Origin of the sequence: Micromonospora chokoriensis (assembly GCF_900091505.1) — a bacterium.
Lineage (GTDB): Bacteria > Actinomycetota > Actinomycetes > Mycobacteriales > Micromonosporaceae > Micromonospora > Micromonospora chokoriensis.
Genome location: NZ_LT607409.1, coordinates 2,642,921 through 2,655,871 on the forward strand (window position 1 = coordinate 2,642,921; position 12,951 = coordinate 2,655,871).

At 72.9% G+C, this 12,951-nt stretch carries 13 protein-coding genes; 12 read left to right on the forward strand and 1 reads right to left on the reverse strand.

Annotated elements, in window-relative coordinates; genetic code table 11:
* The first annotated feature begins 1 nt into the window (after window position 1).
* Window positions 2-403, forward strand: coding sequence for a hypothetical protein (locus GA0070612_RS12545; protein WP_088988056.1), 402 nt, complete (start codon window positions 2-4; stop codon window positions 401-403).
* Between the two features lie 96 nt (window positions 404-499).
* Here the strand turns inward: GA0070612_RS12545 and GA0070612_RS12550 are convergent, their stop codons facing one another.
* Window positions 500-718 (reverse strand): DUF397 domain-containing protein, encoded by a 219-nt coding sequence (locus GA0070612_RS12550; RefSeq protein WP_030491749.1) that lies wholly within the window; start codon window positions 716-718, stop codon window positions 500-502.
* Window positions 719-787: 69 nt separating this feature from the next.
* On the opposite strand from GA0070612_RS12550, the gene pepN reads away from it, so the two are divergent.
* The 11 genes from pepN to holA all read left to right on the forward strand — a co-directional run bounded on the left by pepN (window position 788) and on the right by holA (window position 12,947).
* Window positions 788-3,304: an aminopeptidase N gene (gene pepN / locus GA0070612_RS12555; protein WP_088988057.1), complete on the forward strand. Its 2,517-nt coding sequence runs from the start codon at window positions 788-790 to the stop codon at window positions 3,302-3,304.
* A 90-nt stretch (window positions 3,305-3,394) separates the two neighbouring features.
* Entirely contained in the window at window positions 3,395-3,991 is a 597-nt protein-coding gene (nadD, locus tag GA0070612_RS12560) for a nicotinate-nucleotide adenylyltransferase (protein ID WP_088988058.1), read from the forward strand.
* A gap of 110 nt (window positions 3,992-4,101) precedes the next feature.
* Window positions 4,102-4,509: a ribosome silencing factor gene (gene rsfS, locus GA0070612_RS12565; protein ID WP_088988059.1), complete on the forward strand. Its 408-nt coding sequence runs from the start codon at window positions 4,102-4,104 to the stop codon at window positions 4,507-4,509.
* Window positions 4,506-5,135 carry a histidine phosphatase family protein gene (locus tag GA0070612_RS12570; protein WP_088988060.1) on the forward strand — a complete coding sequence of 210 codons (630 nt, stop codon included), beginning with the start codon at window positions 4,506-4,508 and terminating at the stop codon, window positions 5,133-5,135. The genes rsfS and GA0070612_RS12570 overlap by 4 nt, the downstream gene beginning before the upstream one ends.
* A 72-nt stretch (window positions 5,136-5,207) precedes the next feature.
* Window positions 5,208-6,062, forward strand: coding sequence for a DegV family protein (locus tag GA0070612_RS12575; RefSeq protein WP_088988061.1), 855 nt, complete (start codon window positions 5,208-5,210; stop codon window positions 6,060-6,062).
* A complete protein-coding gene (locus tag GA0070612_RS12580; protein ID WP_167393620.1) occupies window positions 6,063-6,839 on the forward strand; it encodes an SDR family NAD(P)-dependent oxidoreductase in 777 nt (258 codons plus the stop codon). It abuts the gene before it with no gap.
* A 271-nt stretch (window positions 6,840-7,110) separates the two neighbouring features.
* A complete protein-coding gene (locus GA0070612_RS12585) occupies window positions 7,111-7,485 on the forward strand; it encodes a VOC family protein (protein ID WP_088988062.1) in 375 nt (124 codons plus the stop codon).
* A 227-nt stretch (window positions 7,486-7,712) separates the two neighbouring features.
* The gene (locus GA0070612_RS12590; protein ID WP_157742460.1) at window positions 7,713-8,372 is read left to right on the forward strand and encodes a hypothetical protein; all 660 of its coding nucleotides are present in this window, start codon (window positions 7,713-7,715) and stop codon (window positions 8,370-8,372) included.
* 234 nt (window positions 8,373-8,606) lie between these two features.
* Window positions 8,607-9,440, forward strand: a complete 834-nt coding sequence (locus GA0070612_RS12595) for a ComEA family DNA-binding protein (protein WP_088988064.1) — start codon at window positions 8,607-8,609, stop codon at window positions 9,438-9,440.
* Complete coding sequence (locus GA0070612_RS12600) at window positions 9,437-11,833, forward strand: ComEC/Rec2 family competence protein (protein ID WP_088988065.1); 2,397 nt, start codon at window positions 9,437-9,439, stop codon at window positions 11,831-11,833. Before GA0070612_RS12595 ends, GA0070612_RS12600 begins: the two co-directional genes overlap by 4 nt.
* Window positions 11,834-11,966: 133 nt before the next feature.
* Window positions 11,967-12,947 (forward strand): DNA polymerase III subunit delta, encoded by a 981-nt coding sequence (gene holA, locus GA0070612_RS12605; RefSeq protein ID WP_088988066.1) that lies wholly within the window; start codon window positions 11,967-11,969, stop codon window positions 12,945-12,947.
* Window positions 12,948-12,951 lie beyond the last annotated feature (4 nt).

A 12,951-nucleotide genomic window follows, 5' to 3' on the forward strand; every position in this document is an offset into this window, starting at 1 on the left:
AATGCGCGACAACACATCACCGCACTGGCGGCAGCGGCGGGCGCTCGGGGCGCTGGGCGGCAGCCGTGACGGGCGGCCACTGATCGGGCCGCCTCGGCGGCCCACCCGGCCGCGCCGGTTCTTCACCGTGCACCTGGGCTTCACCGCGCCCGACGCGGCCGAGGCCCGCGAGCTGGCGGTGGCGTACGCGGAGGCGCTCAGCCTGCTCCGCGCGGAGGTCGCCCTCGGTGCGGCGGCCCTGTCACCGGCGGATGCCTGGCAGCGGGCCGAGCGGCTGTTCTGCGGTGCGCTCGGCCCGGACGGCGAGCGTTGCGTCGACGTCGCCGACCATCCCGGTTTCCACCACGCCCCCGGTCCGGGCGGCCTCGGCTGGGGCGACGGCGACGGCCGGGCCGATGGTTGACCACCGGCCCGGGCCGGTCGTTCCGGTGGGGGAGGGCTCCGCGCCGGCACCCCGACGGCGGGCACCGGCACGGCAACCGCACACCGGTCGGCGCGTTCAGTCCAGGTCGAACTCGCCGTCCTGCGCGCCGGCCACGAACGCGTCCCACTCGGCCTGGGTGAAGACCAGCACCGGTCCCTCCGGCTCCGCCGAGTTGCGCATCCCGATCAGATCGTCGACGAAGGCGACCTCCACGGCGCTGTCGGAGGTGTCCCCCTCGGCCCGCTGCCAGACCGCCCGCGAGAGGTCGAAGTCGCCCTTGGGGTGCTGCGCCATGGTTCTTTCCTCCAGTGCCGAGGGTCGTGTGGTGACCGGGTGCCGATCCCCATCGGGCAGGATAAGCGGATGCCGAGCCTGACCCGTGTAGAGGCGACCGCGCGTGGCGCGGCGATTACTGTCGAGTCCTATCAGGTGGACCTCGATCTGACCGGCGGCGCGGAGCGGTTCCGCTCCCGCGTGGAGATCCGGTTCCGGGCGACCCCCGGCACCGCGACCTTCGCCGAGGTCAAGCCCACCACCCTGCTGGGCGTACGCCTCAACGACCGTGACCTGGACCCCGGCCTGCTCGCCGACAACCGGCTGCCGCTCGACGACCTCGACGCGGAGAACACGCTCGTCGTCGAGGCAGAGATGGCGTATTCCAACGCGGGCGAGGGCATGCACCGCTTCGTCGACCCGGCCGACGGCGAGACCTACCTCTACGCGATGTCGTTCCTCGACAACGCGCAGCGCATCTTCGCCGCCTTCGACCAACCCGACCTCAAGGCCCCGTTCACCCTCTCGGTGACAGCGCCACCGGAGTGGACGGTCGCCGGCAACGCCGAGGTCGTCGCCAACCCGGCCCCCGGCCGGTGGGAGTTCGCCCCGAGCGCGCCCCTGGCGACGTACTTCTTCTCGCTCGTCGCCGGGCCGTGGCACGTCCAGCGGGCCGAGCACGACGGTGTGCCGCTGGGCATCTACTGCCGCCGGTCGCAGGCCGCGCACCTGGACGCCGACGCCGACGAGATCTTCACCGTCACCCGGCAGTGCCTGGACCGGTTCCACGAGCTCTTCACCGAGCGCTACCCGTTCGGCAAGTACGACCAGGCGTTCGTGCCCGAGTTCAACGCCGGCGCGATGGAGAATCCGGGCATCGTCACCCTCCGCGACGACTACATCTTCCGCTCCGCGGTCACCGACACGCAGCGCGAGCAGCGGGCCACCACCATCGCCCACGAGATGGCCCACATGTGGTTCGGCGACCTGGTCACCATGCGCTGGTGGGACGACCTGTGGTTGAACGAGTCCTTCGCGGAGTACCTGGGCACCCGGGTCACCGCCGAGGCGACCCGTTTCGACCAGGCGTGGACCACCTTCGCGATGCGCCGCAAGGCCTGGGGTTACGCCGCCGACCAGCGCCCCTCCACCCACCCGATCGCCCCGGAGGAGGTCGCCGACGCCGACGAGGGCCTGCTCAACTTCGACGGCATCTCGTACGCCAAGGGAGCCAGCGTGCTGCGGCAGCTGGTCGCGTGGCTCGGCGACGAGGCGTTCCTGACCGGCCTCAACGCGCACTTCGCCGCGCACCGCTTCGGCAACGCCACCCTCGACGACCTGCTGGCCAGCCTCACCAGCGCCAGCGGGCGGGACCTCTCCGGCTGGGCCGAGCTGTGGTTGCGTCGGCCGCAGGTCAACACGTTGCGCGCCGAGGTCGCCGTGGACGCCGACGGGCGCTACACCGAGGTGGCGGTGGTGCAGACCGCGCCCGAGTCGCACCCGGTGCGGCGTCCGCACCGGATCGGCGTGGGCCGTTACTCGGCGGACGGCAGCGTCCTCCGCGACGAGGTGGACGTCGACCCGGCCGTCGACGGCGATCGGACCGTGCTGGGTCAGCTGGAGGGCCTGCCGGCGGCCCGGCTGCTGCTGCTCAACGACGGTGACCTCACCTTCGCCAAGGTGCGTCTCGACCCGGCGTCGGCGGAGGCCGTTGCGCTGGTGCTGCCCGGTCTGACCGACCCGCTGGCCAGGGCTCTGCTGTGGGGCGAGGCACTGGACGCGGCCACCGACGGGGAGCGGCCGGTCGCCGGCCTGGTCGACCTGATGGTCGCCGCGCTGCCCACCGAGACCGAGGTGATCATCGCGGAGGACGTGCTGGCCCTCAGCCGGTCGCTCGTCGACCGCTACCTCGACCCGCTGACCCGGTCGGCGGCGCTGGCCCGGGTCGCCCAGGCGTGCCGGCGGCTGCTCGACGGCGCACCGGCCGGAGGGTCGTTGCAGCTCGCCGCCGCGCGAGGCTGGATCGGCGCGACCACCGACGACGACCTGCTCGTCGGCTGGCTCGCCGGGCGGGACGTGCCAACCGGCCTGAAGGTCGACGCGGAGCTGCGCTGGGCGGTGCTGCGCCGGCTGGTGGTGCTGGGCGCCGCCGGCGAGGCGGAGATCGCCGTCGAGGCGGCGGCCGACGTCAGCGCCACGGGCGCGGAACGGGCCGCCCACTGCCGGGCCGCCCTGCCCGACCCGGCGGCGAAGCAGGCCGCGTGGGAGATCATCGTGCGGGACACCGACCTGTCCAACCGGCTGTTGGAGGCGACAGCCGAGGCGTTCTGGCAACCCGAACAGGCCGAGCTGACCGCCGCGTACGTCGACAGGTACTTCGCGGAGATGCCGGGCGCCGTGAGTCGGCGTACCCCCTGGACGGCCGACCGGGTGGCGGCCCTGGCGTTCCCCCGCTACGCCGTGGCGCAGCCGACCCGGGCGGCGGCCGCGGCGTTGCTGGCCCGCGACGACCTGACCCCCGGCCTGCGCCGGGTGGTGACCGACGCCGACGACGACCTGCGGCGCGCGCTCGTCGCCCGCACGGCGGTGGCGGCCGCGTCGGCATGAGAGCCGTCGGGCGTGGGGTGGCCGACGAGCCACCCCACGCCCACCCCGGGCCGCGACAGCCCTCTGACGAGGTCGGCCTACGATCACGGGGTGGAGGAAGATATCCGGCGGATCGGGATCATGGGTGGCACCTTCGACCCGATCCACCACGGGCACCTCGTCGCGGCCAGCGAGGTGGCCGACCGGTTCGGCCTGGACGAGGTGGTCTTCGTTCCGACCGGCCAGCCGTGGCAGAAGGCCGACGAGCCGGTGAGCCCCGCCGAGGACCGGTACCTGATGACCGTCATCGCGACCGCCTCAAACCCCCGCTTCCAGGTCAGCCGGGTCGACATCGACCGCAGCGGGCCGACGTACACGGTCGACACCCTGCGCGACCTCCAGGCCGAGTACGGCCCCAAGGTGCAGCTGTTCTTCATCACCGGAGCGGACGCCCTGCAACGCATCCTGTCCTGGAAGGACCTGGACGAGATCTTCGAGCTGGCCCACTTCGTCGGCGTGACCCGGCCCGGGTTCGCGCTGACCGACAAGCACCTTCCGGCGGACACCGTCAGTCTGATCCAGGTGCCGGCGATGTCCATCTCGTCGACCGACTGCCGCGCCCGGGTCGCCCGGGGCGAACCGGTCTGGTACCTGGTCCCCGACGGTGTGGTGCAGTACATCGCCAAGCGGCGCCTCTATCAGCGCTGAACCCGCCCGGTATGCCCCTGTTGCTGCCTGAAACCGACCAGAACTGCCCGGTCGGTGTGACGACGGGTGTGAGACGCTTGGAGGATCGCACGCCTGATCGAAGGAGAACGGTGACAGTTTCCGAACGCGCTCACGAGCTGGCTATCGCGGCCGCCCAGGCCGCCGCCGACAAGAAGGCGCAGGACATCACGATCATCGACGTCGGCGACCAGCTCGCCATCACCGACGCGTTCGTGCTCGCCGCCGCCCCCAACGAGCGTCAGGTGCTGGCCATCGTCGACGCCATCGAGGAGAGCCTGCTGGAGCTTCCGGACAAGGCGAAGCCGGTACGGCGCGAGGGCGAGCGCGGTGGCCGCTGGGTGCTGCTCGACTACGTCGACATCGTGGTGCACGTCCAGCACACCGAGGAGCGCGAGTTCTACGCCCTCGACCGGCTCTGGAAGGACTGCCCCACCATCCCGTTCGTCGACCGTGACCTGGTCGAGGCCGACGCCGGCGGGTCCGCCGCAGCCGAATGACCAAGCTGATCGTCTGGCGGCACGGCAACACCGACTGGAACGCCGCCAACCGGGTCCAGGGGCAGACCGACGTACCCCTGAACGAGCTGGGTCGCGACCAGGCCCGCGCCGCCGCTCCGCTGCTCGCGGCGCTGCGGCCCGACGCCATCGTGTCCAGTGACCTGGGTCGCGCCGCGGAGACCGCCGCCGCGCTGGTCGCGCTGACCGGCCTGCCGGTCCGCACCGACGCACGGCTGCGCGAGCGGCACTTCGGCCAGTGGCAGGGCCTGCACCTCACCGAGGTCGCCGAGCGCTTCCCGGAGGAGTACGCCCGCTGGCAGGCCGGCGACCCCGCTCCCGGTGTCGACGTGGAACCCTTGCCCGACCTCGGTGAACGGGTCGCCGCCGCGCTGCTGGAGGCCGCCCACGCGGCACCGGGCGGCACCGTGGTGATCGCCACCCACGGCGGGGCCTCCCGGCAGGGCGTCGGTCACCTGCTCGGCTGGGACCCGACGGTGCTGCGCGCCGTCGGGTCGCTCGCCAACTGTCACTGGACCGAACTGCGCCACGACGACGTCCGGGGTTGGCAGTTGCGGGCGCACAACGTCGGCCTGATCACCGCCCCGGTCACCGTCGACGCGGTCTGAGCACGATCCTCGCCCCGGCCGGGCGTCATCGCGCTTCGTCGTTCGGCGTCCCGATCGGCTAGCGTGCCGGGCATGCCCGTCGCGGTCGTCATCGACTCCACCGCCTACCTCCCGCCCGAGCTGGTGCACGCGCACCGGCTGACCGTCGTGCCGTTGACAGTCGTCCTCAACGGTGCGGAGGGGCTGGAGGGGGTGGAGACCCAGCCGGCCGACGCCACACTGGCGTTGAGCGCCCGCCGGGTCACCGCGACCACCTCCCGCCCGGCGCCGGAACAGTTCGCCCGGACGTACCGCCGACTGTTGGACGAGGGCGCCGACGGGATCGTCTCGGTGCACATCTCCGCCACCCTGTCCGGCACCGTCGAGGCCGCCCGCCTGGCCGCCGCCGACTTCGACGGCCGGGTCGAGGTCGTGGACAGTCGCTCGACCGGCATGGGCCTCGGCTTCCCGGCCATCGCGGCCGCCACCGCCGCCGAGGCCGGCGTCGACCTCGCCGGTGTACGCGACGCCGCGCTCACCGCCGTCGCCCGTACCACCGTCTGGTTCTACGTCGACACGCTCGAGTTCCTCCGCCGGGGCGGCCGGATCAACGCCGCCGAGGCGCTGCTCGGGACCGCCCTCTCCGTCAAGCCGATCATGCACATGCCGGACGGGACGATCGTGCTGCGGGAGAAGGTCCGCACCGCCAGCCGCGGAGTGGCCCGGCTCGTCGACCTGGCCGTCGAGGCGGCCGGGGACGACGACGTCGACCTCGGGGTGCACCACCTGGCCGCGCCGCAGCGGGCCGAGGCGTTGCTCGTCGCGCTGACCGGGCGGCTCGGTGACCGGCTGCACGACACGTACGTCTCCGAGGCCGGCGCGGTCGTGGCCGCCCACGCCGGCCCGGGCCTGGCCTGCGTGGTCGTCCACCGTCGTCCGGAGGGCTGAGTGGTGCCCACGTCGTGCGTGGTGACCGGCGGCGGTCGCGGTATCGGCCGGGCCGTGGTCGAACAGCTGGTCGCGACCGGCATGACGGTGTGCGTGCTGGAACGCGACGCGGACACGGTCGAATGGCTGCCCGGCCACCCGGCCGCCGACCGGCTCGTCGCGGTGGTCGGCGACGCCGCCGACGAGCAGGTGGCCGAGCGCGCCGCCGAGCTGGCAGAGCACGCCGCGCCGCTGAGCGGGTGGGTGAACAACGCGGCGGTGTTCCGCGACGCCGCGCTGCACACCGCGTCGGCTGACACGGTGCTGGACCTGATCGGGCTGAACCTGCGCCCAGCCGTGGTCGGCGCCGCGGTCGCCGTCCGCCACTTCCTCGCCCGCTCCGCTGGCGGTGCGATCGTCAACGTCTCGTCGCACCAGGCCCGTCGGCCGGTGTCAGGTGCTTTGCCGTACGCGACGGCGAAGGCCGCCGTGGAAGGACTGACCCGGGCGCTGGCCGTCGAGTACGGCAGGCACGGCATCCGCGCCAACGCGGTCGCGCTCGGCTCGATCGCCACCGACCGGCACACCGAATTCCTGGCCGCACAGGAGCCCACCCGGGCCCAGTGGATCGACGCCGAACTGAATCGGCTCCACCCGGTCGGCCGCATCGGGAAGGTCGAGGAGGTAGCCGAAGCCGTCGCGTACCTGCTGTCGCCCGCGGCGAGCTTCATCAACGGGGTGACGCTGCCGGTGGACGGCGGACGGGCCGTGCTCGGCCTCGACCCAGAAGCCCGCTGACCGCCGCAGATCGCTCGGGCTCCCAGCTGCCGCGACGACGACAACGGTCTGCCTCGCGCGGCTGTGTTAGCCTCCGTGCGCGCCCCAGATGGGCCTACCCCCCGGAGGTTCTGGCTACTTCAGCCACCACGCCGAGATCGACGCGAACCACGCGTCTCTCGTGCGGGATCCGGGGCGTCGGCGCCCTCGGGGCTTCGTCATCTGCGTGGCTGGGTGAACGCTGTGGGCTTCCGGTCGGGTTTTCGGATCGACCGGGAAGAAGACGGTACGCGTGACAGTCACGTTCAACCACACCATCATCGCCAGCAAGGACAAGAGCGCATCGGCCGCGTTCTACCGGGAGCTGTTCGAGCTGCCGGCGGCGCCTTCGTGGGGGCCGTTCGCCAACGTGCAACTGGACGAGGGCGTGCTGCTCCAGTTCGCCGAGCCGCCGGTGGACATCCAGATGCAGCACTACGCGTTCCTCGTCGACGACGAGCTGTTCGTGCGGTGCCTGGCGTTCATCGAGGGGCGAGGAATCACGTACTGGGCCGATCCGCAACTGAAGCGGGAAGGGGAGATCAACACCGAACACGGCGGACGCGGCTTCTACTTCTTCGACCCGGCCGGCCACGCCATCGAGATCATCACCCGGCCGTACCTCTAGACGAGTAGTTCCCCACGCACGGTTGGTGGGCTCGGCTGGCTGGCCATGCTGGGGAGCGCCATACCTCAGAGGCATATTCATGCTTCTGAGGTATGGCGCTTGACGTCTCGTCCGCCTCGGCGAAGGTGATCGGCCTGGCCCTACTCCGAAAACACCTGTGCCACGGCTGCTTCGCCGTGCGCGCAGTCCCAGTCACGCCGTTGCCCGGCGGATCTACTCTGCTGCCCATGAGGTCTCGCGGTCGTCGTCGTCTCCTCAACCCGCTCGGCGCGGTGTATCTGGCGGTGTTCACGGTTGCCGGCGCGATCGGTGCCCTGGCGGCGACGACCTGGGTCCGGGCCGACAGGGTGGCGCTGCCGGGCACGGTGTTGTGGTGTGTCGCGCTGATGGTGGCCGTGCTGGTGGTGTCGCCGCCACCCCGGATGATCATGCTGTCGGTGGCCTGGCTGGTCAGTCCGCTGCTCATGTTCGTGGCCGCCGGAGGGCTGTGGTCGACGGTGCTGACGCAGCGCGGCGAGCGGGTCGTGGCCACCGTCATCGACGTACGAGATGGCAAGGAGAAGGGCCGCCACCTCTACTACACCCTCGCCGACCAGCGCGATCGGCGTATTCCGGGGGAACTGGGGATGTGGCCGGGGAGCAGCATCGGCGCCTCGAACAACCCGGAAGGCGGCATCGGGCAACGCGTCGTCGTGGTACGGGATCCCGAGGGCCTGGTCGATCCGCGCCTGCCCGAGGAGATCGACACCGGCCGGGGCTCCCTCATCCTCCTGCCGGGCGTCTTCGTCATCCTCGCCGTGCTCTGTCTACTGGCCGGGCGGCCACTGCCCGACGAGGACGCGCCGCAATGGTGGAAACCGCCGGGACGATCCGACGCCCTTCGTTGAGTCAGCGCCAGCGGTGCTGATGAGGTGTCCGTCGGTCCTTGCCTGCCCGGACCTACCCTGCGTCCTCGAGGGACCTCGGTGTTCGTCGCTGGATCAACCCTCTGGGCGGGGTGTACCTGCTGGTGTTCTTAGCAGATCGAGGCTTGATCAGGTAGTTGTCCACAGCGCGGCGCGCTGTCCACAGGGCGGTGCCGGCACACCCCACCGTCCCGGCCGCCGCCATAGCGTCGCGCTGTGTCGCACGACGAGGAGACAGAGGTACGCCAGCGCCTGCGCCGGCTGACGGAGACTGCTGTCGCACCACCACCCCGACCCGAGGCGCAGCTCGGGGGCGTACCCCGGTTTGGTGTGCCGTCCACTTCGGTCGGCGCGGACGTGTTGTCCGCTCGACCCGCCGCGCCGGCGTCGGAGCCGACGCCGGGCGAATCTGTGGTTGCGCCCGGGTCGCGGCTGCCCGGGCCGGGGGCGTTCGACCCTGGGCGACGGGGTGTGCGGGCGTTGGCGGTCGTCGCCGTGGTGGTGGCGTTGGTAGCGGCCGGTTGGGCCTGGCGTTCCCGGCCGCAGTCGGAGCCGGTCGCCCCGCTGGTCAGCGAGAGCACAGCGGCGGCGTCGGTGAATGCCCCCAGCGCGTCCGGCTTCGGCGAGCTGGTGGTGGCGGTCGCGGGCAAGGTCCGAAAACCCGGCTTGGTGCGCCTGCCGGCCGGTTCCCGTCTCGCCGACGCGGTGCAGGCGGCCGGCGGCGCGCTGCCCGGGGTCGACGTGGCGTTGCTCAATCCCGCCCGCAAGGTCACCGACGGCGAGTTGATCGTGGTCGGGGTGACGCCGCCGCCGGGCGGCCCGGCCGCGCCGCGCGGCGGCGGGGCTGCCCCGGCCACCGGGCCGCTGAACCTCAACACCGCCACCCTGGCGCAGCTCGACGCGCTGCCCGGGGTGGGGCCGGTGCTCGCCCAGCGGATCCTCGCCCACCGGGATCAGCACGGCGGGTTCAAGTCTGTTGGTGACCTGCGCCAGGTCGACGGGATCGGCGATGCTCGCTACGAGCAGCTCAAGGACCTGGTGACGGTGTGAGCGAGCTTGCCGACGCACCGACGGCCAGCCGGACGCGGTCCGAGCCGCCGGATCTGCGACTGGCCGGGCTCGCCGTGGCGGCCTGGCTCACCGCGCTCGCTGCCCTGCACCTCGGCAGCCGAGCCGCGCTGCTGGTGACCGGCACGGCGGTGGTTCTGACGGTGCTTGGCGGTGTGCACCTGCTTGGCCGCCTCGGTCGTCCCCGAGCAGTGGTGCGACGCTACGGGTGGGTCGCCGTGGCGGTCGGCCTCGGTGTGGTCTGCGGTGGTGCCGCCACCGCTGCCCGGCTTGCCGTTCGCGACGCACCGGCGATCCGTGCCCTGGCCGAGCAGCGTGCTCTGGTCACCGTCGACCTGGTGGTGAGGGACGATCCGCGTCCGATCCGCAGCGCCGGCCGGCCGGGCATGCTGCTGGTGTCGACGGAGTCGGTTCGACTCACCGGCCCGGACGGCCGGCGGATCCACGCGTCGGTGCGGCTGCTCGTCCTGGCGACCGACCCGGCCTGGCGGGGGCTGCTGCCGGGGCAGCGCCTCAGCGCCGACGGCCGGCTCGGCGTTCCGCGTGGTGGTGACCTCACCGCAGCCGTGCTCAGCGCCGACGGCCCGCCGCAGCGGCACGGTGTGTCGTCCTGGGCGCAGCGCGCCGCCGGGTCGCTGCGCGCCGGCCTGCAACGAGCCTGCGCCCCGCTGCCCGACGATCCCGGTGGGCTGCTCCCCGGGCTGGTGGTGGGGGACACCAGCCGGCTGCCGCCCGACGTCGAGGCGGACTTCCAAGCAACCGGAATGACGCATCTCAATGCGGTGTCGGGGAGCAACGTCGCGATTGTCGTAGGCGCCGTGTTGCTGCTGGCCCGGTGGGCGCGGGCCGGGCCGTGGCTCGCCGTCGGGCTCTGCGGGGTCGCACTGGTGGGCTTCGTCATCCTGGTCCGTCCCTCGCCGAGCGTCGTACGGGCGGCGACGATGGGAGCGATCGGCCTGGCCGCGCTGGCCGCCGGTCGACCCCGAGCCGCGCTGCCCGCGCTTGCCGCCGCCGTCACCGTGCTGGTGTTGGTCGACCCCGAGCTGGCCGGGGACCCCGGGTTCGCGCTCTCCGTGCTGGCCACCGGCGGCCTGTTGCTGCTCGCGCCACGCTGGCGCGACGGGTTGCGTCGCCGGGGCGTACCGGTGGGGCTGGCGGAGGCACTGGCCGTGCCGGCGGCGGCGCAACTGGCCTGCGGCCCGGTCGTCGCCGGTATCTCCGGCACGGTCAGCCTGGTGGCGGTGCCGGCCAACCTCCTGGCGGTGCCGGCCATCGCGCCGGCGACGGTGCTGGGCGTGTTGGCGGCCATGGTGTCGCCGGTCTGTCCGGGTGGGGCCGAGTTCCTCGCCTGGTTGGCGAGCTGGCCGGCCTGGTGGTTGGTGGTGATCGCCCGGCAGGGCGCCCGGCTGCCGGGCGGCACCGTGCCGTGGCTGGGCGGGCTGCCCGGCGCGCTGCTGTTGGCCGCGCTGACCGTCGCGCTGCTGGTCGCGGTGCGCCGACCACTCGTACGGCGGCTGGTGGCGGTCGTCGGCGTGGCCACGGTGCTGGGTGCGCTTCCGGTACGGCTGGTCTTCGCCGGCTGGCCGCCGCCGGGTTGGGTGGTGGTGGTCTGCGCCGTGGGTCAGGGCGACGCCGTGGTGCTGCCGGTCGCACCCGGCCGGGCCGTGGTGGTGGACGCCGGGCCGGAGCCGGGTGCGGTGGACGGCTGCCTGCGCCGGCTCGGCGTACGGGAGGTGCCACTGCTGGTGATCAGTCACTTCCACGCCGACCACGTGGGTGGAGTGGCCGGGGTGTTCCGGGGCCGGCGGGTCGGTGCTGTGCTGACACCGTCGTCGACCGACCCGGAGAGCGGCCGGGACCTCGTCCGGGCGGCGGCGACCGGCGGGCGGGCCGCGCTGCTGACCACCGTGGCCGGTGCTCGACACCCCGTGGGCGGGGTCGACCTGCTGGTGCTCGGCCCGCCGTACCCGCTGGCCGGCACCAGGTCCGACCCGAACAACAACTCGTTGGTGCTGCGCGCCACGGTGGCCGGGGTGCGGATCCTGCTCCCCGGTGACGCGGAGGCCGAGGAGCAGCACGCGATGGTGGCGCGGGCGACGCCCGGCCAGTTGCGGGCGGACGTGCTGAAGGTCGCCCACCACGGTTCGGCGTACCAGGACCCCGGATTCCTTGACGCGGTGCGGCCCGCCGTCGCGCTCGTGCCGGTCGGCACCGGCAACACCTACGGGCATCCGAGCCCCGGCTTGCTCAGTCGGTTGGGCAGGGGCGGTGCCCGGGTGCTGCGTACCGACACCGACGGTGACCTGGCAGCGGTACGGACGAGCAACGGCCTGGCAGTGACCCACCGAGGGGTGCCACCGGGCCGACAGTCCTGAGAAGGCGTGCCAACCTTGCCCGAATTGCGTGTCAAATGGCAATTGAGATGGAAGTCGGGATTTGCGTTGTGTGCGGGCTGCGCCGACCGAGCAGCTGATGAGCAGGCACGATCCCACGCCGGGGCGTGCGAATATGGGCGGCGTGACCCCGGCCAGCCTCGCCCCCATTCTGCTCGTCCTCGGTGACGAGGAGCTGCTCGCCACGCGCGCGGTCACCGAAGCTGTCGCGAAGGTTCGCAGCGTCGACCCCGAGGTGGACGTCCGCGAGTACCAGGCCGGAGCGCTCACCGTCGGCGAGATCGCCGAGATGCTCAGCCCGTCGCTGTTCGGTGGGCGGCGGCTGCTGATCCTGCGTTCCGGTCAGGACGCGCGCAAGGACCTGGTCGCCGCGCTGCTGGCGTACGCGAAGAATCCCGACCCGGACGTCCAACTGCTGGTGCTGCACCTGGGCGCCGCCAAGGGCAAGGCGTTCGCCGACGGGCTGCGGGCAGCCGGCGCGACTGTCGTACCGGCCGCCAAGCTCAAGGGACACCGCGACCGGGTGGCCTTCGTCCGGGACGAGATCCGCCGAGCCGGAGGCAAGTGCACCGACGACGCCGCCGAGGCGCTCATCGCAGCCGTCGGCAACGACCTCCGCGAACTGGCCGCCGCCTGCTCCCAGCTGATCGCCGACACCGACGGGCGGATCAGCGCCGAAACCGTCGCCCGCTACTACCGGGGTCGGGTCGAGGTGACCGGCTTCACGGTGGCGGACGCCACCATGGTCGGTGACGTGCCGGCGGCGCTGGAGGCGCTGCGCTGGGCCCTGCACGTCGGGGTCGACCCGGTGCCCATCGCCGATGCCCTGGCCGACGGGGTGCGCACTGTCGCACGGGTGGCGTCTGCCGGGCGGGGCAACCCGTACCAGCTGGCCAGCAGCCTCGGCATGCCCGCGTGGAAGATCGAACGGGCGCAGCGGCAGGGGCGTGGTTGGACCCCGGAGGGCCTGGTCCGGGCCATGCAGGTCGCCGCCGAGTGCAACGCCGCCGTCAAGGGCGGCTCCGACGACCGGGCGTACGCCCTGGAACGGGCGGTCTTCTCCGTCGCGGCGGCCCGGCAGGGCAGCACCAGGTGACGGG